At 46.7% G+C, this 25,550-nt stretch carries 20 protein-coding genes; 9 read left to right on the top strand and 11 right to left on the bottom strand.

Annotated elements, in window-relative coordinates; translation table 11 throughout:
• Positions 1 to 12: 12 nt before the first annotated feature.
• A complete protein-coding gene (locus ACM64D_RS05335) occupies positions 13 to 870 on the bottom strand; it encodes a class I SAM-dependent methyltransferase (protein ID WP_415062154.1) in 858 nt (285 codons plus the stop codon).
• A 151-nt stretch (positions 871 to 1,021) separates the two neighbouring features.
• Here ACM64D_RS05335 and ACM64D_RS05340 point away from each other — a divergent pair, with 151 nt between their 5' ends.
• The gene (locus tag ACM64D_RS05340) at positions 1,022 to 1,615 is read left to right on the top strand and encodes a hypothetical protein (RefSeq protein ID WP_415062155.1); all 594 of its coding nucleotides are present in this window, start codon (positions 1,022 to 1,024) and stop codon (positions 1,613 to 1,615) included.
• Positions 1,616 to 1,722: 107 nt separating this feature from the next.
• Here ACM64D_RS05340 and ACM64D_RS05345 read toward each other — a convergent pair whose 3' ends face one another.
• Positions 1,723 to 3,900 (bottom strand): hypothetical protein, encoded by a 2,178-nt coding sequence (locus ACM64D_RS05345; protein ID WP_415062156.1) that lies wholly within the window; start codon positions 3,898 to 3,900, stop codon positions 1,723 to 1,725.
• 259 nt (positions 3,901 to 4,159) lie between these two features.
• Here ACM64D_RS05345 and ACM64D_RS05350 point away from each other — a divergent pair, with 259 nt between their 5' ends.
• Positions 4,160 to 5,587, top strand: coding sequence for an alpha/beta hydrolase family esterase (locus tag ACM64D_RS05350; RefSeq protein ID WP_415062157.1), 1,428 nt, complete (start codon positions 4,160 to 4,162; stop codon positions 5,585 to 5,587).
• Positions 5,588 to 5,631: 44 nt separating this feature from the next.
• On the opposite strand, the gene ACM64D_RS05355 is transcribed toward ACM64D_RS05350, so the two are convergent.
• Positions 5,632 to 6,072, bottom strand: a complete 441-nt coding sequence (locus ACM64D_RS05355; protein ID WP_415062158.1) for a helix-turn-helix domain-containing protein — start codon at positions 6,070 to 6,072, stop codon at positions 5,632 to 5,634.
• A gap of 116 nt (positions 6,073 to 6,188) precedes the next feature.
• Here ACM64D_RS05355 and ACM64D_RS05360 point away from each other — a divergent pair, with 116 nt between their 5' ends.
• Complete coding sequence (locus tag ACM64D_RS05360) at positions 6,189 to 6,860, top strand: response regulator transcription factor (RefSeq protein ID WP_415062159.1); 672 nt, start codon at positions 6,189 to 6,191, stop codon at positions 6,858 to 6,860.
• Positions 6,853 to 8,238, top strand: coding sequence for a sensor histidine kinase (locus ACM64D_RS05365; protein ID WP_415062160.1), 1,386 nt, complete (start codon positions 6,853 to 6,855; stop codon positions 8,236 to 8,238). The genes ACM64D_RS05360 and ACM64D_RS05365 overlap by 8 nt, the downstream gene beginning before the upstream one ends.
• Before the next feature lie 81 nt (positions 8,239 to 8,319).
• On the opposite strand, the gene ACM64D_RS05370 is transcribed toward ACM64D_RS05365, so the two are convergent.
• The 6 genes from ACM64D_RS05370 to ACM64D_RS05395 all read right to left on the bottom strand — a co-directional run bounded on the left by ACM64D_RS05370 (position 8,320) and on the right by ACM64D_RS05395 (position 15,587).
• Positions 8,320 to 8,682, bottom strand: a complete 363-nt coding sequence (locus ACM64D_RS05370) for a KH domain-containing protein (RefSeq protein WP_415062161.1) — start codon at positions 8,680 to 8,682, stop codon at positions 8,320 to 8,322.
• Between the two features lie 137 nt (positions 8,683 to 8,819).
• Positions 8,820 to 9,908 (bottom strand): hypothetical protein, encoded by a 1,089-nt coding sequence (locus tag ACM64D_RS05375; protein ID WP_415062162.1) that lies wholly within the window; start codon positions 9,906 to 9,908, stop codon positions 8,820 to 8,822.
• Positions 9,909 to 9,954: 46 nt separating this feature from the next.
• Positions 9,955 to 10,182 (bottom strand): cysteine rich repeat-containing protein, encoded by a 228-nt coding sequence (locus tag ACM64D_RS05380; RefSeq protein ID WP_415062163.1) that lies wholly within the window; start codon positions 10,180 to 10,182, stop codon positions 9,955 to 9,957.
• Between the two features lie 22 nt (positions 10,183 to 10,204).
• Entirely contained in the window at positions 10,205 to 10,450 is a 246-nt protein-coding gene (locus ACM64D_RS05385; protein ID WP_415062164.1) for a hypothetical protein, read from the bottom strand.
• Between the two features lie 8 nt (positions 10,451 to 10,458).
• Entirely contained in the window at positions 10,459 to 11,349 is an 891-nt protein-coding gene (locus ACM64D_RS05390; RefSeq protein ID WP_415062165.1) for a hypothetical protein, read from the bottom strand.
• A gap of 92 nt (positions 11,350 to 11,441) precedes the next feature.
• The gene (locus ACM64D_RS05395; RefSeq protein ID WP_415062166.1) at positions 11,442 to 15,587 is read right to left on the bottom strand and encodes a tail fiber domain-containing protein; all 4,146 of its coding nucleotides are present in this window, start codon (positions 15,585 to 15,587) and stop codon (positions 11,442 to 11,444) included.
• A gap of 282 nt (positions 15,588 to 15,869) precedes the next feature.
• Here ACM64D_RS05395 and ACM64D_RS05400 point away from each other — a divergent pair, with 282 nt between their 5' ends.
• Both ACM64D_RS05400 and ACM64D_RS05405 read left to right on the top strand, forming a co-directional pair.
• A complete protein-coding gene (locus ACM64D_RS05400; RefSeq protein WP_415062167.1) occupies positions 15,870 to 16,628 on the top strand; it encodes a TIGR02147 family protein in 759 nt (252 codons plus the stop codon).
• A 290-nt stretch (positions 16,629 to 16,918) separates the two neighbouring features.
• A complete protein-coding gene (locus ACM64D_RS05405; protein ID WP_415062168.1) occupies positions 16,919 to 19,069 on the top strand; it encodes a hypothetical protein in 2,151 nt (716 codons plus the stop codon).
• A gap of 49 nt (positions 19,070 to 19,118) precedes the next feature.
• Here ACM64D_RS05405 and ACM64D_RS05410 read toward each other — a convergent pair whose 3' ends face one another.
• Positions 19,119 to 19,319, bottom strand: coding sequence for a hypothetical protein (locus ACM64D_RS05410; protein WP_415062169.1), 201 nt, complete (start codon positions 19,317 to 19,319; stop codon positions 19,119 to 19,121).
• Between the two features lie 238 nt (positions 19,320 to 19,557).
• Here ACM64D_RS05410 and ACM64D_RS05415 point away from each other — a divergent pair, with 238 nt between their 5' ends.
• Together ACM64D_RS05415 and ACM64D_RS05420 are read left to right on the top strand one after the other, a co-directional pair.
• Positions 19,558 to 21,702, top strand: a complete 2,145-nt coding sequence (locus ACM64D_RS05415) for a heparinase II/III family protein (protein WP_415062170.1) — start codon at positions 19,558 to 19,560, stop codon at positions 21,700 to 21,702.
• Between the two features lie 210 nt (positions 21,703 to 21,912).
• Positions 21,913 to 23,640 carry a tetratricopeptide repeat protein gene (locus ACM64D_RS05420; RefSeq protein ID WP_415062171.1) on the top strand — a complete coding sequence of 576 codons (1,728 nt, stop codon included), beginning with the start codon at positions 21,913 to 21,915 and terminating at the stop codon, positions 23,638 to 23,640.
• Here ACM64D_RS05420 and ACM64D_RS05425 read toward each other — a convergent pair.
• Positions 23,637 to 25,079, bottom strand: a complete 1,443-nt coding sequence (locus ACM64D_RS05425; protein WP_415062172.1) for a phage tail sheath C-terminal domain-containing protein — start codon at positions 25,077 to 25,079, stop codon at positions 23,637 to 23,639. The two genes, ACM64D_RS05420 and ACM64D_RS05425, sit on opposite strands and share 4 nt — an antisense overlap.
• Positions 25,080 to 25,116: 37 nt before the next feature.
• Here ACM64D_RS05425 and ACM64D_RS05430 point away from each other — a divergent pair, with 37 nt between their 5' ends.
• Positions 25,117 to 25,482: a hypothetical protein gene (locus tag ACM64D_RS05430; protein ID WP_415062173.1), complete on the top strand. Its 366-nt coding sequence runs from the start codon at positions 25,117 to 25,119 to the stop codon at positions 25,480 to 25,482.
• Positions 25,483 to 25,550 lie beyond the last annotated feature (68 nt).

A 25,550-nucleotide genomic window follows, 5' to 3' on the forward strand; every position in this document is an offset into this window, starting at 1 on the left:
CTTCAGTGCGGGTTAAGTCCTCACAACCAAAAAGGCTTCAGCGGTTCCTGCATTTAGTCCGTCAGTGCGCTGAGCGAAGTAACGTTGGTAGAGATCATTGGCTGAAACGTATTGCGACGTTTTAATTCCCGCCTCGTTCGCCATCGCCAACATCTCGCCTGGAGAAAAGAGACTCAAAAACGGAGTTCCCGCCTCTTGCGCTCTCTTCATCACAAACTCCATGCTGGCTCTTTCTGCAGACTCAAGCAGATCCAGAGACAGCATGAACGTCATAGCAAAGGTTGAGCCTGGCGCTAACTTTGTCATCTGCTGAAGCAGAGATAAGTTCGCCTCTTTTGTGAGATACATCGAAACACCTGTCGAAACAATGACGGCGGGTTTCGTGCTATCAAACCCTGAGGCCGTCAACTGCTCCCACCAAGACTGTCCAGCCTCAAAATCAACGGGCACGAAATGCAACCACGCCGGCGCAGAAAGCCCAACTTCATGAAGTCGCTTTTGTTTCCAGGCCTGGGGCCCTGGCTGATCAACTTCGAAGATTTGCAGACCTGAGCCGATATCGGGACGACGTTGTGCGAACGTGTCCAACCCGGCCCCCAGAATCACATACTGAGTGACGCCTTGCTTTATTTGTTCTTCCACCAGGTCCTCAATAAAACGAGCGCGTCCAACGATGGACGCACGCATGCTCTTTGAAAACTCTGGGTTCATATCAGGGCGACTTTGCCAATCATCTTCGCCAACGAGTTTTAGCCCGATCTCGTCAGTAAATACGTGGGGCTTCGGGTCTATTCGAACATGCAGGGCGCGCCATAAAGCGACTCGGACTGCCGTATGCTCTGGCGCTATCATTCGTTTTTCTGAAGCCATATAAAATAACCTCTTGAGGTGAGTCCTACCCGACTGAAATCACCTTCATTTATAACGCAAATCTTAACCAAAAGTAAGGCCGTACCTCACAAATTTATCTGTACAGAGCGGAAGCGGTTTGTTAGTCACAACTCTAAATATGGGAGAATTTATGAAGACGTTCGCTGTGTTATTTTGCTTATTTACTTTGACTGCGAAAGCGCAAGTTCTTGGGGAGCTCAAGGGAGAGGGCACCATTCAAGCCAGTTACGCGAATTTTGACGGCTCTAAAAATCTTCGTCAGGGCACATGCCGTGTGGCGATGAATATTCACCAAGAGCCCTCGTCGTTTAATTTCGACTTCTCTGTTTATGAGTGTTCTTTCTTAAGCCCCTGGAATGACACCCCTCTATCTTATAAAATCGTCGACGGTCAGTTGATTGACAGTAAAGGCCAACAGAAAGGTTCAATCCTTGCGGATGGGACCATTCATTTTTCTGAAACATCTTATTCCGTCGAAAAGTACACAGAGGAAACTTATGATCTGGACTGTCGTCGCATGTATGTGGAGTGGAAGACATTAAAGTTAAATAATAAGTTCGACTATTTCTTCAAACGCAATGAGGATGGCTCTTGGAATGTTCTTCGCCAAACTTCAGAAGATCGTTTGGCTTGGACTAGTCGTCGAAGCGTTCCCCATTGCCCCGCAACTATGATCCCAGTAAAGCTGGGTTCCACTATAGAAATTAAAGCTGTCGTAAAATAGAAAGTCAGCCTGGATCGCCATGTCTTCGCCCTCTAAAAAGAGGTTATCAAGCCATACGATCCAGCCCCACTGCGCGCCGAGGGCGCATTCATCAGCTTCACATCTCTCTACTCCACAACAACGCCATCAAACTTCAGGTAAGAATTTCCTTGAGTGTAAACTCTTGTTTCAATTAAATGCGTTTCCCTTCCTGCTGTAGAAAATGACACACTAAAGGCCCCATAGACGAATGGCCCTGGAAACTCCTTGCGACGTATCTCCTTCTTCGCAAGAATTTCCCCCGTCGTTGCGTCTCGCACGTCAATCACTGCAACGATCAGATTATCAGCGCTGTTATTATCAACCGCAAGATAGAAGTCGGCACGACTTTTACCAGGCAAGGCCACATAGGGACCATATGCCAGGTAACCTGATCGAGGTTTAGACGCAGTATTCGCAGCCCAACCGTTGCCTTCCGCATAGCCTAATTGGTGTTGAAAATCAGCCCCCTCCCCTTCAAACACCAATCGGGAAGATGGTGTTGGCGTCGGAGGCGATGGGGATGGAGCAGGTGTGGCGATCTCGCCAGAACTGAACACGACGCCATCTAAATTCAAATAGGAGTAACCGTAACTATAAGTTCGAGCCTCCATCAGATGAGTCTCTCGCCCCTGGAAAGAAACGGGCACCGAAAACTTTTGATACTGCATCGGAGCAAGAAACTCTTTTCGCGTGATATCTTTCTTTGCCAAAACTTGTCCTGTTGTTGAATCGTGAACATCAACGGAGGCAACAACAAGGTTGTCAGCACTGTTATTATCAATCATCAAATAGAAATCCACCGAAGTCACCGCTGCAGAAAAGGATTTATAAGGACCATAACTCAAATATCCTTTGCGGGGATTAGAGGCTGTATTCACCGCCCAACCAAGACCATCAAGATATCCAATTTGATGATTTAGTTCAGCTTCAGCCTGGAATACAGATTGAGACCCCGCACTGCCTCCTCCAGAAGAAGATCCCCCCGACTCTCCACCAGAGCCACCACCGGAACCTCCGCCGCTGATATCAACACCCAAAAAGCGTATTTTTGTAAGTTCACTCAAATAAGGAATTTCCTGAATAGGAGCAGAATTCCACTCTAACTTATAAAGTCCATAAGGATACCACTCCCCGGTGTCCGTGTAGTAGCTGAGTCCCAAATAGATCTCAGACCCATCCTTGAAGAGATGCGCATACTGAATATGACAACCGATGGGACCGGCGATCGAGTTCTCCAAAAACGCCTTATTTCCCAAAGTTTGCCAGGTCACCGATTGAGAAAATAGGTTTGTTGTCCTCGTTAAAAGAAAGGGCCAACGCTGCCCATTTGTACACGCAAGACTGACCGTCGGCGTTTCAATAAGCTGATAGTTGTAGGAGCCCTCGTTCATGATCGACGCATATCCCGCACCGATACAACCGGGCACAGCCCCTTGGCAATGACTTGATTTATAAAGAGGGCCCCTCGGAAGATCAACATCTGCGGTGACCCAAGTAGAAAAGTCTTGGGTTTTTGCCATTCCTCGATAACCCATCCCATCTTTGAATCCATGGAAGGTAATATAGAACCAACCTCCCGTGCGCGTAACAATCTGCGGAGTCCCCTCTTCACCGGTACTGGAAGGGCACGCTCCTGAGGTACGGCAGATCTGTGACCACAAATCCTGACTCTTAACCACAGGATTCCTGGTATTCGCCTTCCAACTCCCCATGGGGTCCGTGGCATTTCGTGTATACAAACAAAGATCCCACCGTTTTTTTACGGAAAGACATTGCCCAAGATAATACCACATCTTTTCAGTTGAGTCGTAAAAGACTGATCCATCCACATGAGCACACATTGAGGATTGATCGCCAGGATCTGCGATCACCTGCCTTTGAGGCCACGTCTGTCCTTTATCATTGGAGGCATAAAGAACCGAGGCAATACGAGTCCCACAGGAGGCGTTGGATGAATGATACTGACTCCTCACCACAGCATACCAGACACCATCTTTGACATACACTTTGGATGGATCGCCATCCGCAAATTCAGAATTGAAGGTAAATACTTTCTTCCCGTAGGGTCGAAAATAAGCTTCTCCATTCCACAAGTTTTCGAGCGTTGGAAAAGATGACGATGCCATTGTTTTTACGGTGATCTCTTGAGAGTCCACTCCCTCGAGAAAGGTGGCTCCATTAAAACCCTGACCACAGTTCTGGAAAGACATGACTAAACCAGTGAGAACAGTCCATGCTGACAAAGAGAATAAGAATGATTTCATGAGGCCCCCTCAAAGAACATATCGGATGCCGCAAAAAGCTGAACGAGAGGGGGCATCGTGATTCTGGGGCTCCCCTAGGAGACACACAAAATCTCATCTAAAAATGGGGATCTATGCATTTATCCCAACTAGAGATCCTCACCGTGTCTCAAGGGGGTATGTGTCGCCCCCTAAGAATTGGTCGACTCAGTATCTCTCCCCAAACTCTTGAGAGCCCCCAAGTGGACGCCGATATGACTTAGGTCTACAGGGGGAAGAAATGTTCAAGTATTCAAAGAAATCGACAATCTTTTTGGCGATGAGTGCCCTTCTTATTATTGCCTTCCAAAACTTCACCGCCTCAACGTTGCCCTCCAAGGATCTCGTTGCAAAAGCGGGAATACAGAAGATCTTTCTGCAAACCTCCCAGGGAGTTCGCACTTTTTCGATATATGTTCCAAGCACTTTTTCGAAAAATACAGCCTTGAAAAATCCTTTGCTCTTAGCATTTCACGGCGGAGAAGGCACCGGCGAAAATCTCATGGATCAACTCGGGTCATTGAAAGTTCTTGCTGAAAAAAGCCGCATCATTGTGGTTTATCCGGATGGACTTCATAAAAATTGGGCGGATGGGCGAGGAGTTACTGAGCCTGACGTCAAAGGCATTAATGACGTGCAGTTTGTCCGTGAACTCGTGGCTTATATAAAAACTAAGTTTATTATTTCTCAGTCCCAAATCTACGCAATGGGTATGTCGAATGGAGGCATCTTTTCACATCGTCTTGCCTGTGAAGCTTCTGATATCTTTGCAGCTATTGGATCGGATGTCGGTCCTATGGCACTCAATCTGCGCGATATATGCAAAGCCTCTTCGCCAGTCTCTGTGGTCGCAATTCAAGGTCTCGATGATCCACTCATTCCGTACGTTGGCGGAGAAAATACAAATCCTCTGACTAAGAACCTCGGTGACGGGGGAAGTTTCTCCTCTTGGAACCAAACGCTCACGACTTGGAAAGCAAACAATGGATGTCTCGGTGAGCCTCAGACGTCCTATCTTCCCATCAAAGTTCAGGACGGGACAGCTGTTCAAAAGTGGCGCTATGACTACACTCAGTGCAGACAGAATGCTGAAATTGATTATTATCTAGTAAAAGGCATGGGGCATGTTTGGCCTCCGGGCGCCCCTCCCCTCAAGCTCCAGGGGAATACTTCAGGAAATATCGATGCAACTCAGGTCTTTGTGGACTTCTTCTTAAACCACAAAAAAGTCTTTCCAGAGATTGTGCTCCAGTCCGAAGTTAACTTCTTTCACCAGGTCGGATACTTAGATAAGCTGGGATGGTCGACCAACAAAGTCCGAGACACTAGAACGGGATACTTAAACTACGGTCCCTATATGGATGTGGGTCGTAACAAATCTCAAGCATTATTCTATATGATGATCGACAACCACCTTGGCGTCCTCGGTGCTCGCAACATTGTCATTCCTTCCAATGAAGTTGTAGCTGTCATAGACATTTACGATGCTACCCGTGGCGAAGTGCTTGCCATTCAACAAATCAAGCGTCGCGATTTCAAAAGTTCCATGAACTATCAGGCTTTTGTACTACCGTTCTCATCGGCGGGGCGAGAATCCAACGCTATTGAGTTCCGCGTTTATAGCTACGCGAATGCCTACCTAAACGTTGATGGTGTCATCGTTAAGTAAATTGAATAACAACCCTCTCTTGTCTTCCAACAGGAGTGGGCTCTTTAATTTTGGGGTTCTTTATCTTCAAGATAGACCAAACTGACGACACAAAAATCTTCTCCTCGAGGATCAGATTCTGTGCATTCCGCAGGAAGCACCGCCCGAATGCGGTCTAAATTATCTAAAAATTGTGACATCGAATTCTTATGGATACGGAACTCTTGTATGGTTGCTCCGGAGGCGACTCGCTTGATAAGTCTTTTTTCCGCTTCATCCGTCTGCTGATGAATCTGAGTTTTTAAATAGTCATTTATTTGTTCTTCAGAAAATCCCAAACCTTTGCATAACTTAAGCAAATTTATTCGCGAGATCCCACGATCACCGCGCAGAATTTTACTCAGCACGGAAGGGTCCATTTTGAGATCTCGTGCAAAGGCTCGCAAAGAGTAGCGATGATTCACTTCTCTTCTTTTATCTAGAATGTCTTGTAATTCTCTGACCATCTGCCTTTTCATTTTTCCGTGTCCTTAAGTTCTGACACAATAATAGAACGCAATTCTTGCGAAATTATTGCAAGGAATGATATCTTTGAAATCCACCTAGGTAGGGGGCTCAGACATTGGCACGAATCGGTATCGTCGAGGATGATAAAAGTATTGCAGCAACGTTGACCATAAATCTACAAAGCTTTGGTCACACGGTGGATCACTTTGATTCAGCTGAAGCATTTCTTCATGACGGTCTCGCCAAACATTACAACCTTCTTTTAATCGACTTTAATCTTCCACGCATGAACGGTCTTTCGTTGTGCCAATATTTACGTGATTTATTTCAAGATCTGTTGCTCGTGGTTTTAACGGCAAAAACTGACGAAAAGACCGCCGTTGCGTGCTTGCAGGCCGGAGCCAATGATTTCATAAGGAAGCCCGTAGGTTTTCATGAACTTCGTGTTCGGATTGAAAAACTACTAAAATCGCAGAACAATGTCGGATTCGAAAGAAAAGGTCTGCTGCTTAACTCAGATAAATTCATTTGTACCTATAACGGAAAAGAGATCCCACTTACAATCACAGAGTTTAGGATCTTGGAGATTCTCCTTAGTCCTCAAGATGGACTCGTCAACAGAGCAGATCTTGCCGCAAGATTGGATCCTCATGGACATATTATGGACCGCAGCCTTGACTCCCACATCTCACGGCTTCGAACAAAGCTAAAATCTGCCAAGGTTGATCAACTCGAAATATCAGCGGTCTATGGCATCGGCTATAAAGTTGAGTGGGTCAATGATTAAGTTGAGAGCGCCGACACTGACTATTGGGATGCTCCTCTCAATCCTTGTATCCATCGTATTTTCGCTATTAACCGGTATCATCGTAAACCGACTTCTTAATCAACTTCGTGAAAGAACCTACCTCGCAGTTGCCAAAGTTCTGACTGAAAGCCCCGACTTTGAGCAAAATCTTCTAAAAGTCACTCAGTACATCGTCCCTTCCTCTCGCTCCGAATACCCGATGTGGGTTTTGGATTCCCGAGGCGGTCTCAAATTCTCTAACCGAGACGCACCACCTCCAGCCCAGGTCACCGAACATTTCAATGAAATGCTCGGCACTCCAAAAAATACTTACAATGAAATTATCCCCAGTCTTAACCCCTTCTCTACTAGATATATCTTGGTCAATCCCGCAGACACCGATCTGATAGTTGGTTTCCGGGATGATCGTAAAGGACCTATTGTTCGTCTTAGTATCATCATAATTACTGCGGTCTTTATATCATGTTTTTTTGTCTATCTGGCTTCGATCAGTGCGATGATCTTTTACCTGAAACGAAAGACGTTGGTCATCGATGAGACGCTGATGGAAATTGAAAAAGGCCATCTCTCAAAGCGGGTCTCCCTTTCAAGGCTCGACAAGGCGACCGGGATTATTCCCGTCTTCAATCAAATGGCAGATAAACTTCAAATTGTGGGTGAAAAGCTTCAGTCCTACGAAAAAGAACGTCTACAAGTTCTTCAGGAGTTGGCTCACGATTTAAGAACTCCCCTGACTAGCCTCACTGGTGCTTCCCAAACGTTGATATATGCTGAAAATCTCCCCCAGGAATCTCGACAAAATCTTCTTCAGGTGATTTCCAGCGAGTCGCAGTACCTGAATAAACTCATTGAAGATCTCTTTTTCCTTGCCGAAATCCAAGCTCGACGCGGATCTTTATCTGAAAAAGTCAATCTGGTCGAGGTAGCCTCATCTGAGGTACAAAAGATTTCAACGACACATGAGAAAGTTCCGTCGGTCAGCCTTAACAAGGATCGCTACTCAGGACACCTTTTAGAAATTGACCCCATCTTCGCTAAGCGCCTAATTTCAAATCTCTTGGAAAACGCCATCAATGCTCATGCAAAATCAATTCAAATTGAGATCGCAGACACCACAGACCATATAATGTTGAAAATATGGAATGATGGGATTGTTCCGACTCAAGAACAGATTCTTCAGTATGGTCAGAAGAAGAAAAGCCGCTCTTTCAACGGAAATAATTTCAAAGGATCTCTGGGATTAGGAACGGTCATCATTCGCTCCATCGTGGAGTCTCAAAAAGGACGACTTGATCTGAAGCTCACCGAGTCCCCTCCGGGCTTCGAAGTTTGTATCATGTTTCCTTTTGTGAACTAAGATGAATAAGCCATCTTGAATGTGACCTTCAATGGCAAAGCCCAACAGATTGTCGAGCCTGGCACCTCCATCATCCGTTAATCAAAAATATGGAATTTCGATGACCGATCGGAAGCCGTTACGGATTGTGATTGTCGAAATGACCTTTCTTAGGGCATCAATGGTCTTCCCTTGCTTCCCCAGAATATAGCTAAAATTATTCTTTGAACAATCCACCTTATAAACGGTCGTGCGTTCACCTTTAAAATAGGAAACACTGACTTCGTTTTCATCAGGCACCATTCGTCGAATTAAGAGTTCAAGAAGCTGACATGTTTCCTCTCGAATGACTTGCTGAACTTCCGGGCTCACTTCAACGTCGGTATTATTTGATCTATCAAAAGAAGATTCCGAGGAGACATTTTTTCTAACTTTAACAACATTCAACTTTCCAAAATCTGACATAAAGGCACTCCCTTTCTTTTGAGATTAATAATCCCCGGGAGGTCCGCATAGGCCAATTTTGAAGATTTCCTCACTTTCTGTGTCTTAGATATCGATGCCGACATATGAGTCGCAGAAAGTTTCCTTGAGACTCACTCCTATTGAAAACATGCTTCCGCACGAACGACTTCAAAGCGAAGATCCTGAATAATAGCGCCATGCCCATTGATTTCCTCCCCTTGCGGATTTCGATAAGGGGCTCCAGACACTTCGACCCAATGGACGTTCTTAGTAAGTCCCATATATTGAAAGCTCGACACAAATTTACTGTATGAGGCATCATCAATCGACACAGCAGCCCTCATTCTTGAGATCGGTGTTGTCGGGCTGACTCGTTCAGTAAACCAGTCCGCAATTGGATAGCTGTACCCAACAAGATCTGGAATGTCATAGGGGCCACCTAAAAAGCAAGCCCGACGAACCTCAACCCATAAAGCAATAAAATAAGCATGCCCAGCCCCTTGTGAATGTCCGCCAATATTCAATGCCGAATAATTGATAACATTCCCCGTGGCCAGTGAAATTGGCATCTTAACATTCTTTGCTTGGAAATAGCTGCTCAACTTACGAATGCGTTCTTCAATGCTATCCGCCACTGGAGTCGCGGCATAGGGAAAAACGTCCTGCCCCGTGATTTTTTCTTTTCGTAAAAGACCCGCACAATTATTAAAGCTATTATAGGTCATACATACGTCTTCATTGATCTGAAATCGATTGTCATAAGCAAGCTGCACGACCACAAATCCTTTTTTCATTCCCTCTTCAAGTAAAATATCATTGTCAAAATTGGCCGTCGTTGGATTGTAAGGTCGCCCATAGGAGCCGACAAAGTGAAGATAAATTCCTTTTATCTTAGTTCCTGTTGGTGGAAAACCAATAGCATGGTAACCAAATCCAAATCTCTGCTCGGCGATCGTAGAAGTTCCATAAATATCTCTGGCTGCGGAATCCAGACGACTGGGTTTTATTGCACAAAACAATCCATAGCTTCCAGATTTCGAGACATCACATATCCCCGCTGAAGGTTGCACATAAGAAGCCTCTGAAGGTGACGAAGGTTGAGATCCGTTGTTTTCATCTGAACCCGGCTCTTCGCTATCATTATTCTCTCCAGCAGGAGTCTCATCGACCACTGAGGAAAAACCTCCTGGGGAACAGTTCGTAAACCCCAGCAGTAAAAAACTCATAACAAGAATGGAGGAGCCAATGCCCCTCCAATGTTGCAGATTCATCTTATTCCGCACCTTTTCTTTTTTTCATCGCCTGTATGATTTTTTCTTTGCAAGCTTGAGATAAATTTTCCCTATTATCTCTAAGACATTTTTTAATTCGTCCGCCCCCAGGCTCTACATCAGGGCAAAGTTTTTTCACATCCTCTTGACAGGGCCCCTCTGATTCCGCAAAGGCCGCTCCAGCCATCATCAGGATCACTGCCGTAGAAATCAAAAATAATTTTTTCATAAAATACCCCCTCTGTTTAATTTTATTTATAGAAAACGGCTTGCACTTCATATGTGCCGGACGCGCTTCTATTTTCTGAAATCTCTCCAAAAGCCGCTCGAACCTCATAATGGCCGGAGTAACTTTGCACGGCCTCCCCAGCCACAAAATCAGGGCTCACACGATGCTCGTCCGTCACCACCGAGTTCCCATCAAAAATATGGGCCTCCATCGAGCACGCTGTCAGCCCCATCAGAAATCCAAAGATTGCAATCCATCTCCACTTCATACCGCCTCCTACTTAAAGCATGTGCATCGGATGGACGGAAGGCCACTGACTGAGTTACACTCTGATAACACCCCGGTCGTAAATCGAAACATGGGATATTCAGGGCCCGCATTCGTAGATTTACAGGCACCGCTAGCGGCCCCCTCGGGAGAGCAATCTTGACGACACCATCGCGAGCATGCGGTGTTGGCAAAAAAGTAGTGAGGACCATTAGCAACATCTGAACAACTGATGGAAGGCATCGATGCCGGCAGATACTGATTCAAAGTTGTGATTTGCACGACATAACCAACGACACTTGCATTGGCAGAGACACAGCTACTGACCGTGCGGGCAATTTTGGGTTTGCTGGTGTTCACCTGCACAGGAAATTCAAACGATATAGGCTTCAACGCTCTTCGACTTGATTCGGGTTTAAATGAAACCGTGAGTTTTGCCATCCATTCAAGTTTATTTCCCGCCAAATCAACATAGCTTGTCGGGCGCAGTGATGTGACTTGAACCTTGTCGACAATCAGCCCCGACGGGAGTACCTGATTTTCACGAACAATAATGCTATCTGTAGGATTGCACCCGGCCCGAAGACGTCTTAAGTCCATAGCCTGGCTTCCATCTTCCCGATTCGCGTTGAAGCGAAGATTGGCATCATTCCAGTTGTCCGCAGTTAAATCCGGGTTCAACTGGCAGGTACATATATCTGGGTTCTGAAACGTTAGCATAAGCTGATTTTTAAGGTCCAAAGCGTTGGCTTTTTGCTCTAAGAATTGAAACTCTTTTTGCTGATTGACCACAACAGAAGCAGAAACAGTCGCCAAGAAACCAAGAAGTCCGAACGCCACCAAGAGTTGGACAACCCCTTGACCATTTTCATCCTCAACTAAAGAAAAAAAGCCTGCCATACGCTACAACCTTATTTTTGATTTATTACTTTCAGATTCTGCATGATAAATTCCCTTGCACTTGCGCTCTTCTCTCTTTATTTAAACTCAAACTACTTTTTGCTCAGTGATTTCTCAATCCTCTCAAGGCGAGCTTTCATCTCTTCAAGTTCTTTGGTTTTGACGGCGTTTTCTTGTTCCAGAGCTCTCACTCGAGAATCCAACCCCAGCACTTTGTGATAAAGCTCTTTGACCGAGTTGATGACCAGATAGATCAAGCCGTTGTAATTTACGATTTTGATCTCGGTGTCATTGACGTCGTTGGGATGAAGTTTGATGGATTTTTTTAGGACCAACTCGGGCGCCGTTTTCTCTACGTCTTGAGCGATGACTCCGAGTTCAAGATTCTCACTTGATGGCTGGCCGCCAAGGCCGTTGTAGCGATAGTACTTGGGTGCCACTCCTTCCAAAGCCTCAAGACCCAATTTGAAAGGCTGGATATCTTTTTTTAAGCGTTCATCCGAAGCACAGGTTCCACCGACAATGCCGGCACCGGCGCGATAGCAAGTGGTAGTGTGAATATCCCCGTCAACATTAAAAGCATAGGTTGCTGAGAGCTTTCCGACAGCAACATTGCCCCCGTTAGGATTCAAAAATAGGGGATAGTTCGAGGAGAGATCCGTTGACATCACATTTTGAATCCAAGCTCCACCTGTTCCTGCATAGCCAAAGTCCAATGTGGTGGTGCCGATGGCGGATAATCTTAAAAAAGCACCGCTCTGAGTAGTCCCCGAGGTTGCGGGAGCCGCATAGCTTCCACTTGTGACCTGGAGAGGGGCCGTAGGAGCCGTCGTGCTTACGCCCACCCGACCACTAGGATCGACTGTCAATGCGGCTTTGGTAATTCCAGAGGCATAATTGTTGGAAGTTCCTAAATGCATATAAGAACCCGCGCCTGAGAATACGACACCAATTCTTGCCAAAGGCGCGGTGCTTGTATTCGCCCGAAAGTCGATCCCGCCAAAATCATTGGTGGACGTCGGACCGCGAACTGTCACTCCCAAAGGAGTCGTCCCGATAAAACTCGTAACTCCCGCAGGGCCTGTCACATCAAGCTTGGAAGCTGGAGAAGCTGCGCCTATCCCGACATTTCCTCCAGAGCCATTCAGAATGATAGATCCCTTTGTGGCATGCGAGGTAGATTCTAACGTCAAATTTTCTGAAGCAGCCGTTCCGCCATTAAGTGTTTGTCCTCCGGCACGTCCCGCAAGGCGCGCGTATTGAGTGAACGTATCATTCGACAAAGCACTCCATATGGGGACGCCAGAGCCATTTGTTGTCAGTACTGAACTGTTTGCTGTCGCTAAGCCCGCCACGAGATTATTTCCCGACGAGTAAAGCAATTGATTAATCGTCGTCGTCGCAGGATAAGTAGCTGTTGTCCACGCAGGGCCCGTGACGGTCCACTGCAAATGTGATCCCGTGGCCGAGCCACCGAGAGCCGTTAAGACGCCTGAACTATCTGAAGTGATAACGCTGTTATTACTCCATCCACTACTGGAAGTTTTACTATCTAGCTGAGTTTGTACGCTGGAACTGACGCCTGATAAATAACCTAGTTCTGTCTCTGTCACCGTGGAAGCCACCGGAAGACCGCTAGCATTCGAGATAAGGGCCTTACTTGCTGTGATTGCCGCATGCTCAACAATCGCACCAGAACTGGAAATCATGACTCTATTGTTGTTCAATGCCGTCGTGGAATTTGTACCTCCGCGAGCAATCGCCAAAGTTCCGGTCGTTAACTTCGAGACGTCCAAACTTGGAATCATCGCCGTCGTTAAGAGACCGCTGGCATTTAGTTTGGCGACCTTGTTGGCATCGGTAGCTCCGCCAGTAGTCCCTGAATTCAAGGTCAAGGTCGGCGTTGTCGAACCATTGGCAACAGAGATATCCGTATTCGCGGAACTAACGTTGGTCACAGATCCTGTGGCCACACTGACCCAACCCAAATTTCCAGATCCATCAGTCTTCAAAACTTGCCCATTTGTTCCATCGCCATTTGGCAATACCCATACTTTGGTTGCTGCTACTAGGTCGGGAGCTTTAAAACCCACGTAGTGAGATCCATTAGCCCCCAGTTCCAGGAATCGCACTTCGCTAGTGTTGCCAGCTGCAGCTCCATAGGGATTCAAGCTCAGTCCCCCTGCCGCAGAAGGACTGAGGGTCATGCCCGCAAAAGTAGGAGTGGCTCCGGTATGAATATTTTGAGGGGTGCTTAAAGTGACAGAACCCGCTCCGCTTGTCACAACGACTTGATTAGTGGTTCCTGTTAAGTTTGCCTTTGTAAAACCGGTGCCATTACCGATCATCAGTTGACCGTTACTCGCAGACTCTAATTTCGCTGCTGTGACTGAACTGTTGGCAATCTCTGCTGTGCCTACAGAGCTATTTGCAAGACTCAAAACACCGGCAGAGGATAAAGTTGCATCACCGCTCATTGATGTCGGAGTGGCAACACCAGAAACATTCCCCACAATAATTTGACCAGCAGCTAAGCTTGTAGGTAAAGCATCGCTGATTCCGTATCCCGCCAAAGTAGTTGGTTTTCCGGTGGTGATCTTATTCCAATCTAGTGCCGGAATATCCGCAGCAACGAGCGCGGCTTGTCCTGAAGTCACACGTCCCTTTGCATCAGTCGTCACTTTATAGTAAGACCCGACAGTTCCCGCATTGGCTAAAGAAAGGACCGGAGTGGTCGTGCCTGTGGCAACACTGATTTCACCTGCGGTTCCACTAACAGACGTGACGGCACTGCTTAGCGGAGTTTCCCACGCCAACTCCACGTTCGAACCGCTGACACTTGAAATTTTAATCACCTGGCCAACGGTCCCCTTGTCCGTGGGAAGCTTTAAGGTGTAGTCATTAATTAAGCCCGCTGCGGGTGTTCCAATCGACACATACTTTCCGATGCCATCATAAATTCGCAAAAGTGAGAAGATTCCAGAGCCCGCAGTCACGCTTTGATTTGTTGAAATGTTCGCCGTTGTTGAAATCGGTGTATTCCCGCTTAATCCTCCGGCTGCTGTGACAAGGCTTCCAACGCTGGAACAGATCCAACCATTAGCCACGGTCCAACTCAAAACTTGGTCGGCAGCACAAGTCTTATTAAACAAACTTGTACCATTCGACACGATAACTCCACTATTAACGGCCATGGCTCCGGCAAAATCGAGGTTGCTCACCCCTAAACTAGGAATCACTGAAGACAAAATTTTTCCCGAACCATCTAGTTGAACTATTTTTCCGGAGGTCGTTCCTGCATCAACTTCCAGGTTGTTAGATCCATTCACTCGAAGTCCTGCCCCCGCAGGGTTCTTTGCGAAATTCTGAACCGTTGGATCATTTTCAACACCCACGCCCGATTCATCTCCGCAGGCCCAGGCGCCTGAAATCATCTTCAGGATTTTTCCATTTGCACAGCTCAAGCCGGAGAATTGTCCGACGTGATTGGGAACAGAGGTCAACTTTGCCCAAGGCAGATCAGATACAGCACTTCCAGGAACGGAATCATTGCTCAACCCAGATCCATCATTGGGGTCATAACTTTCAAATGCAGTGCCATTCCAACGAATGGCTCCGCCCGCAACAGAGGTGATACTGGAAAAAAATGACTCCAACATAGATTGCGTCACCTGAGCGCTAGGCTTCACCTGAATAAAATCATTTTCATCTTTTCCGTTTAATTTCTCCGAATTCACGGCGAATGGAACAGCTCTCATATTCAAATCGACGACAATACGGTCACCGTTGATATTCGTTCTTAAGCGCAGCTTTCTTCCATGAGAAGAGTCTGGATTGTAAGCCCCAGCACTGGTTAAGATATTATTGTCCGCATCAACGCACTTCAGACCGGTACGTGGTGTTTGGTTATCCATCACTTCGGGGATAGATAAGATCGGGGTCGGATTGTAGCTTGAGGGTATAGATGTATCTCCTTGACCTATCACCAAATTCAAATACCCATTGGAGATCGCCACGTCTGAAAATTGCTCTTCACGAAGAATGCAGGCACCCGTAGGAGACATCACTTGAAGCGTCACATTCAAACCAGAAGCTGTTGGATAACTTCCATCAGATCTTTTGATGACAGCCTGGAAGCCTATTCCTTTATGTTGAGCCAACCCAACTGAAGAAAAGCTGGAGATCGTCAATCCAACGAAAGCCAAAAAACGTATTTTAGAAAGACGCCCCGAATACATAAGTACCCCTCGCTACTCTCTTTAACGGATCTTTAATGGCATTTTTGAAGTAATCTCAGATAGAAAGCGTGTCGACCGTGTCGCCGCTACTTTATATGCGGAACCCGAGGGATGCCAGACCTTAGGTTACAATAAGACACACGCCTCGGAATCTTTCTTCAATTACACAATTCTCTTTCTTTTATTAGATATTCGAAAAAATAATCTCATATATATAAATGTGATCGACCCTCATGTGTGTCGCCATTCCGGACTGTGGATTTATCGGTAAAGGACGAGAATATGGTGAAGAACAACGACTATAGAGACCTGATAGTGCGTGAATTTCGTAGGCGTCAGGAGGAAAATCCCGCCTATTCTTTGCGAGCTTTTTCTAAGGATCTCGAGCTGCCTCCGACAAGACTATCTGACATTTTAAATCGCCGTTCAGGCCTCTCAAAAGCCTATGCACAAAAAATCATACCTAATTTGAAGATGACAAGAGATGAAGAGGAACTATTTCTCGCGTTGGTGGAGCTGGAGCATGGGCGTTCCTACACGGTGAAGAAAGTTGCTAAGGCCAAAGTGCAAAAGTTGGTTGACGATCCCTCCTTGAAAATGGAGAGATCCGTACTTCTTTCAAAGTGGTGGCACTATGCCCTTCTGAGCGTCGTGAGGTACTTTAAGAGAAATAGCCCGCAATTCTATGCCGATATTTTAGGGTTGGAGCTTCTGCGCGTTCAGGATTCTTTGGAGTTGATGATACGGATGGGATTGATAGCTGCAAAAAAAGAGGAGCTTATCCTCTCACCGATAGCGATCTCCCTCCTTGCATCTGCAAAAGACCCATTACCACTTCAGACAAAGGCTACCGTTGTGGATAGATTGGGGTTGCCCTTTAAAATGAGTCGTACACTGGGAACACTTGATGTTCATTTATTGGCTGTCTTTTTTGGAGACAGTGGATTGGGGTTTTCCCGTGGAATCAATTTAAAGAATATGGACGAAAGATTCATATTTAATGTCGAAATTGTTCCTATCCCGTCACACTCCAACAGTTGAACATCGCGTGCTTAAAATATATGTAATCATAAAAAGCTCGACGGGAAAAAGTCATTTTTGAATTCAATTTTGTTGTGTCTCATGTGGCACAATTCTCCGTCCTTCAGAAATCCCAAGCACTTATACTTTACCTGTTCGATAGAAAGTCGCTGCTCCTGTCTGTCGAGTGATATTCGAGAAATGCTTACTTTGCCCCTGCAGACACACTAAGGCGACTCCGATAGGGACTGTGATTCGTATGCGATCAAAGGTTGATGTGAAAAAAATTATCTTTTTGAAGGTGTATTTATATGAACAGAGCAAGACAGGGAAGATGGATGTTTTATACTTTGTTAGGGGTGCATCTGTATTCAGGCGTCGCGATGGCGGCATCACTGAACTCATTGACCTATCAGGGAAGAATCGTGGGGCAGGACGGCGCTCCTCTTGAAAATAGCAGCGTAAGCTTCTTTTTTGAAATTACGGATCCATCGGGAAATTGTGTTCTCTATAAAGAACAAAAAGATGGAGTCAATATGACGAGCTCCAAGGGAATTTTTGACGTAGCAATCGGGAGTGGAACCAAACAATATCCCGCCGATCCTTTATTTAAACTTTTGGATACTTTTAACAACAGCAACGTGACTTTTAATTGTGCCGGAGGAGGGACTTATCAGTCCCAATCTGATCATGTTCGTCTTCTGAAAGTTCAATTCCATGATGGAAGTGCTTGGCGCCAGATTTCTCCAGCGAATGAGATTCGAAGCGTGCCTTTCGCTGCATTTTCATTTTCGGCTGGAAAGCTGGGATCTTACCTTCCTAGTGATTTTGTTTTAAAGTCGTCCATTCCTTCTTGCTCGGCAGGTCAGGTATTGTTTTCCAATGGCACGACAATTTCGTGTGTGACAGACTCAGGGGGCGGAGGAACTGTTTCAACTGTTGTGGGGAGCGGTCCAATCACGACATCTGGTACGACAACGATCACTGTTGGAGTTAATGTTGGAACCACGACAGGAAGCGTAGCAGCCGGAGATGATTCTCGCTTTACCGATGCTCGAACTCCGATTGGTTCTGCGGGAGGGGCTCTTTCTGGAACCTATCCGAATCCCTCTCTTGCCGATGGAGCGGTTACGACGTCTAAGCTTTTTGCGAATCCAGGGGCCAATCGTATCATAGCGACCGATTCGACAACGGGAGCAAATCTTGCTCCGTTGGTGTGTTCAACATTGGATCACGTCTTAAAGTGGTCCGGCACGGGATGGACGTGTGCGAGTGCTCAGTCTTTGATTTCTGCAGATTTTAAGTCTGATGGAAGTGTGCCGATGAGCGGGGCTTTCCTTGCAGCCGGTGGTTCAGCGGCCAGTCCGGGAGTTTCTTTTAATAGTGATACAGGTAGCAACACCGGTATGTTCCTGGCAGCGCAAGATATTGTTGGATTTTCAACAGCCGGAAGTGAGCGCCTTCGTATCGGAGCTACAGGAAATGTGGGAATTGGCACGACATCTCCCAATCATCTTCTTCATCTGGATACAACGACCACTGCGAATCGTATCTATCAGTCGACAACAACAGGCGGCAATGAACATACAATGAGCAGCGTGGGAAGCTCGAATCTACTTTACATGAGCTATGCCGCAGCGGGGAACACGGCTGCCGCCAGTGGCAGCGTCTTGGGGTCGTGGACTATGGCGGCTTATGATGGAAGCGCGTATGGTTCTGCGGCGACAATTCGTGCAGAGTCCGATGGTGCTGCTTCCGCAGGAAGTACGCCTGGTAAGATCAGATTTTCAACAACTCCAAGTGGTTCCACCACTCCGATTCCTCGAGTCGTAATCGATAAAAATGGAAATATGGGAATAGGAACTTCAACTCCTGGATATCTATTGGATATTCACACGACAAACACCACGTCGGGAGTTAGGGTTTCAAATGATGATTCGACATCAACTCAAAATCCTTTGGTTGTGGTGTCGAATCATTTGGGAACAGCATTAACCGGAAAGTCCATGATGGTCGTACAGACCAGCAGAGGGAGCGCGAGTGCTCGCTCCGCAATTCAGGCTGGGGATTCCATGGGGGGATTCTTTGGCTTTGGCTATGACGGAACGTCCTTTGCCGAGGGAGGACGTATCGAGTTTTTGGCGACGGAGTCAACTTTTTCCGGAACAGGGCACGGAACGAAGATGTATTTTAATACCGTCCCCAATGGATCGACGACTTCGACGACGCGAATGGCGATTGATCAAAGTGGCAATGTAGGCGTCGGCACGGTAGCACCGGTTGAAAAACTGGATGTGAATGGAAATATCAAAATGAAGAAGAATTCATCCGAACCTTATGCCTGTGACCCTGAACATGATGCTGTAGTTGCCATCACATCGGGATATCGCCAGTGCATTTGCAAAGGAGGAACTTCGACATGGGTGTTTACTTCAGACGGATCAACTGTTTGCACGTGGTAGTTTTTATTTAACTTAAGGAGCAGACGATGGGTCGTATTATGATGATGTCTCAAAAAATAGGAATTGTTTTAATCGGAGGCCTTTTGTTGACCTCTTGTGAGCTCACTTCAGGAGGTGGCCACTCGCAAAGTGCCAGCAAAACTCCATCAACTCCAGTACCTCCACCTTCCCCAGGAAGCAGCGTGGCCGCACCTCCGACACCCGAAACTGTTCCAACAGCAGGGACTCCTCCTCCACCGCCCTCCAACACTCCTCCTACGAGCGAGACGCCACCCCCTACAAGTGAAACGCCTCCTCCTACGAGTGAGACACCACCTCCTACAAGTGAAACGCCTCCTCCTACAAGTGAAACGCCTCCTCCTACGAGTGAGACACCACCTCCTACAAGTGAAACGCCTCCTCCTACGAGTGAGACACCACCCCCTACAAGTGAAACGCCTCCTCCTACGAGTGAGACGCCTCCTCCTGTGCCTTGTGCTCCTAATACGGTGAACGACTGGTTGGTGACTACTAATGTCTTAGCTCAAGTGGTTCGACCCACGGATTGTGCTAATGTAGAGCAGACTCCTCCTGATTTTCGTTGGCCTGAGGTAGCCTCTAGTGGAAACTATCAGGTGACCCTGACCTACCCTGATGGACATACCAAAACTTTGACCGCTTCACAAAACTGGCTTAACTGGGATGAGGTTCTGCCTGTGGGATCCTACTCATGGGTTGTTAAAAATCCAGCGGGAGTGACCAGCAGTCCTCGGAAGTTTGTGGTTGATACCAATTCGAAGCCGTTCTTGGTTCCTAATATCGCAACATTACTTAGTACGGTCTCGGCCAAGACTCATCCTCGCTCTTTACCAGAGGCCCTGACGTTGGAGGCGATGAAGTCTCAACGTCAATCAGCGATCAATTCTCTTCTAAGTCAGGTGAACGGGCGAATCGGACAAGCTCTTCCAAACCCTGGCACTACGGCAACGGATTGTTTTAATTATAGTAAGTATGCTCTGGCATCTCTTCAGGCTTGTGTCCTCAACGGGCAGGCAACTTACTGTAATGATGCTATTGCCAGAGTTATGAATTTAGCTTCGTGGGATCCAGAGGGGCCGACAAAGTACTCCCTTCCTGCTGGGACAGATATGGCGGCTCGCTATTTAACATGGACCGTCGCTTTGGGGTATGATTGGCTCTACTCAAAATTGACGTCGGCACAACGGACTCAGATCTTAACGATGCTTCTGGCACGTAATGGTCTGATGTACAATGATATCATTGGGACTCGGTCACGCATCTCAGTGAACCCTCGTGATTCCCATGGTAATCAGACATTGACGATTGTGGCGGTCGTGTCGTCGCTCATCGTCGGCGATCTGAATGACGCCAACACCTGGTTCACGAATGCGATACCTCAAGCTGTCAATGCAATGAATCCTTGGGCGGACGAAGACGGTGGCTTCGCTAATGCAGCAACACAGGGGAATTGGGACTTGGGAGAAATGCTGCCATCACTCTATCAACTTCGTTATGCGACAGGTATTGATGTTGCGCAAAAGCCATGGATAAGAAATTGGGGGCGGTATTTCGCTTACTTTACTCCGCCGGGAATGTCTGACTTTACGACGGTGTTCGGGGACGGTTTCGAAAGAAACCAGGGCGAGCAGCAGGCTCGTTATGGCAAAGGCTATACCTTCTTTTCTCCTTCTCCGTTAGGGCGTTGGCATATGTCGAAACTTAGTGGTGAGGACAGAACTAGGATTGAATATTTATTGGCGCCACCAGCGGATTTCTCGGGAACTCAGCCGTTCCCAGAGGGAACTCCGAACTCAATTTGGTTGCGTTCTATTGGGCAAGTGGCGATGCACAGTGATCTGTCCAATCTGTCGCGGACATCGGTATACTTTAAATCAAGTCCGCCGCCGTATGGAGCATTCAACCATAGTCATGCCGATCAGAATAGCTTTGTCATTAACTCTGCGGGAAAACGCTTGGCAATTGAATCTGGATATTACGACGACTATAAGACGCAACATTGGTTGAATTGGTACCATACGACGAAGGCCAAGAATGCGATTACCTATGATGACGGTAAAGGTCAGGTGTTTTATGAGGTTAACAGTAAGATGGGATTTGGCAATATCACAGGCTTTACATCGACCTCAACTTACGACATCGTCAGCGGCGATGCGACACCCGCTTATAACGGAGCTTTGAGTAAAGCTCAGCGTTCGCTGGTCTATCTTCGCCCGAATTTAATTCTGGTCTACGATAATCTGGCGTCGTCGACCAGTCGTCAGTGGGAGTGGAATATTCATGCTCTCAATCAGATGACAAGTTCATCGAATACTGAGGCCAAAATCACGAACGGTACAGAAACGTTGTGTATAAAAATGTTGGCGGGACCAACAATGCAGTTCAGTCAGCACAATGTATTTAGCGCAAACCCTACAAATGGGGGAGCCGCACAATGGCACGGGAAGTTTTATAACCCAACAAAAACGACCTCTGCTGAATTTGTTGCTCTTCTGAATGTGGGTTGCACTTCCATGACATCATCTGCGACCAAGAGTAATGGCACATGGACCGTCACTCTGGGAAATCAGACTGTAGCAATCGGCTCCAGTGGTATTACTGTGAGTGCTCCCTAATGCACACAGCACCGGAGTTGTCTCTCTTTAAGGGAGACAACTCCGTAGAGATGAACACGATTAAAGGAGCGTTTGAGCTCGCTTTGTTCATGAAATATCCGATTATTCGAATTTATCATTAGGATAAAGGACGAGTCCTTACCAGAACTCTCAAGAATTTTATTATAATTTTGCAAAATTCTTTACAATGCAATCTGACAAGGAGAACTGATGCGTCCATCCTTCAAAACAATTTCAAGTCTTGTTCCTCTACTCATCCTTTCAGCCTGCGGAACCTTACCAATGAAAGAATCCTCGATCACCCCGTCCCCTATCTCGGCTCCTCTCAGCACTCGTGCGGACGCCGATTACAATTTTATTTTAGGTGAACTCTATGGCCACGAAGGAAATTCTGACCAGGCGATTGAGCACTTTGAAAATGTGTTGGCTCTTGACGAGACTTCTCCCACAGTTCATCTCCGGTTGTCTGCGGAATACCAGAAAACAAACAAGATGACTAAAGCCATTTTCCACGCCGAAAAAGCCGTTGCCAAAGATCCTCAGAATATTGAAGCTCATTTATTTTTGGGGGGACTGTATTCTGCGGAAAAACTCTATGATAAGGCTATTGCTCAGTACAGCATTGTCTTGCGCCTGGAACCACAAAATGAAGAGGCACTGGTCTACATAGGCTCTCTTTACGCGGATCAGAAAGACTCTAAAAAGGCTGAGCAATATTTCAAATCCCTTCTGAAAAATCCCGAGTATAAAACTCCGCACGTAGCTTACTACTATCTTGGCCTCGTTCGCATGGAGATCGAAGGAAAGAACCATCAACTTGATGCCGAAAATGCTTTTAGAAAAGCTTTGAAACTTAAACCTGATTTTGAAGACGCCGCCGTATCGCTGGCAAACCTGTATTTGCATCAAAACAATCGCAACAGGGCTCTTTCGCTGTGTCTTGAATTTCAAAAGCAGAACCATTTTAATCACAATGTGGCGGAGCTCATTGCTCAAATATACATTGAAAATGAAGAGCCCGATAAAGCCTATGAGCAGTTCGAGTTCATCGCGAACAACTCAGAGCCCTCTCTTGAAACTCAAATGAAGATGGCGCTCATTCTGATTGAACAAAAACGACTCCATCAGGCGGGCTCAAAACTCAAGGACATTGTTACGACATTTCCAGCTTCAGACAGCGCCCGCTTTTATCTTGCCGCCACTTATGAAGAAACCGGCGATGCTGAGAATGCCGTTCGTGAGTATATGCAGGTTCCACCTTCAAGCGCGCACTTCAGTGATGCGATCGTGCATGCCGCTCATCTATTGAAAGGCTTGGGAAAACTAAATCAGGCTCTGAATATCACCGCAAATGGACTAAAATCAAAAGCCGATCAGCCACAGGTTTACACCATGTATGCCTCTTTGTTAGACGCAAAGTCTGACTATTTAGGAGCCGAACGCGTGCTTGAGGAGGGGCTGACAAAGTTTTCTCACAACGTGGGTCTTCTTTTTCAACATGCTTTGATGTTGGATCGATTGGGCAAAAAAGATGGCATGATCGCCCAAATGAAGAAGGTTCTAGAAATCGAACCCAATCATGTGCAAAGCATGAGCTATCTCGCCTTCACCTTGGCGGAACTGAATCAGCACCTGGCAGAGGCCGAAAAACTGGCGCGCCGTGCTTTAGAGCTGGAACCGGCTGATGGTTATGTTCTAGATACCTTGGGATGGGTTCTTTTCAAACAGAAGAAATTTTCTGAATCGATCGAGGTTCTAGAAAAAGCCTATGGATATCAGTCTTCCGCCAGCATCATTGCCGAGCATTTAGCTGACGCCTATTCGATGCAGTCTATGAATGAAAAAGCCAAGATGATGTACGACAAAGCCGCGGGCCTCACCAACGATGAGACCAGAGCCAGCCAGATCCGCAGTAAACTTCACAAGTTGGTTTTTTAGTAGGATTCTTGTTCAATGCTCAAATCAATGACATTGAAATCACCAGCATAGATTGGTGCGTAGCCAATTCGCACGTTCAATCTTCCCGTAGAACTTTGCTCCGGATTGTTGGTGGCATCACAAGTAACATAGAATGCCTCGTCAGTCTTAAAACCGACGAAGGCCCCTTCACCCCAAAGGTTGGTTAAAAAGGTCCTCACGACAGCCGTGACCTTTTGTTGCAACTCGGAAGTATTATCTTCGTAAGCTGCCCACTGCAGGCCATACTGCAAAGACAATCGAAGGTAGTTGTCTAATCTACGAACAGAAAGATAACTAAATTTAGAATCTCTCTCTAAGGTTCTCCCCCCAAAAGGATAAATGCCGTCAATAGGAAAGCTCCGGATCGCATTAATACCCAAGGGGTTCAAAACACCTTGAATTTGATCGGTGACCAGATAGTTCAAACTCACGACATCACTTAGTGAAAAACTGAGCCCGGCGGGAGTCGTCCACACATCGAAATCACTATCCGAAAAGGCATAGAGGCCCGCCATCGCCCCGGAAGCTCCGACGGCAGCAACTGCCCCTGTGGTGGATTCAACGACATTCAGACCGGGAAAGTACAACGCTCCATAACTTGCATAGTCTCGACGAAATTTAGATCCCTCTAGCCAACTCACTACGGCCGGAACTCCTGGAGACACCTCTTTAATACTATCCAATGGAGGATCTAGGATGGCCAATGCAGATTTTTCTGCGACATAGGCTAGTGCCGCTGAATATACACGCTCCAACTGGTCTTGCGGAAGTTGCGCGGCCTCCGGAATGATCAACAAATTAAATATGTCCAACTTCTCTAAAGCATAAAGACCGGTTTTATCATTCCGATCTCCGATAAAATCTTGGGCTTTGTTGGCGGCAGGGATACGAACGATAACAAGTTTTTCTCCACCATTAGTAAAAAACAGTTCCGCGTGAGCATTCAGAGTCCTCGCTGCAGAAGATTGACCAAAGATCCGATGAAGATCGCCCATACCGTGAACCATCGTGGGTTCGTTTAAAGGGCCTTGCGCAAAGGCCCCGATCAAAGCTGTCACCGAAGTTTCGACCCCGACAATTTGAGGAGCAGATTCATTCGTGGATAAATTTGTGGCGCGCAAAGAAGACATCGTTTTCAGCGACAAGACCAAGGAGGTGCGAGGTCCCACAGAGACCGTCGCTGACTTCCCATTCGTCGCAAAATACTGTAACTGGGCCGAGTCTGAAATCTTGGCACATTCATAGACTCCGTCTGACTTTAAGGATCTGTATGAAAAGAGCTGAGCTTTCTTCTTCGCAGACAACAAGGTCCAATACACTTTTTGGCCGGACTCGTTGGCGACACAAAAAGGAGCGGACTCTGCCCAGAGGATCTGAGGAATGAAAAACATAGAAAACGCGGCAAAGAATTTTTTCATAGCGCACTCCCTGAAACAGACATAGACTAAATCTATTATGATCTACTCTTTATGTTTTACCAAACCCTGCGCAAAGCGTCTGGTCCTGATTTTCACGCTGTTTATCAGTGCGTGCTCCCATGTTCCGACTTCGACACCGACACCGACACCGCCCCCTGCGGTTAATAAAAAAGCCTTCGAGCGCAAGATCAATGAGAAGTTTAAACAGTTAGATCAAAACAGAAATGGACGCCTTGAGTTGGCATCTGAATTAACAGAACCCGAAATTCAAAAAGCTGACACGAACCGAGATCAATCCATTACTATCATTGAGTGGGTCGAGTATTGGGATGAGCAGTTCCAAAAGGCCGACAAAAACAACAACCAACGCTTAGAGGATTCAGAGAGCATTCCCCGATTTTAAGGCCCCAAGCGGCTGTAGGAACCCAGCGACCCTGACCTAATAATTACCCAGCGATTCTGTCCGTATCG

This window comes from Bdellovibrio sp., assembly GCF_047637665.1.
Lineage (GTDB): Bacteria > Bdellovibrionota > Bdellovibrionia > Bdellovibrionales > Bdellovibrionaceae > Bdellovibrio.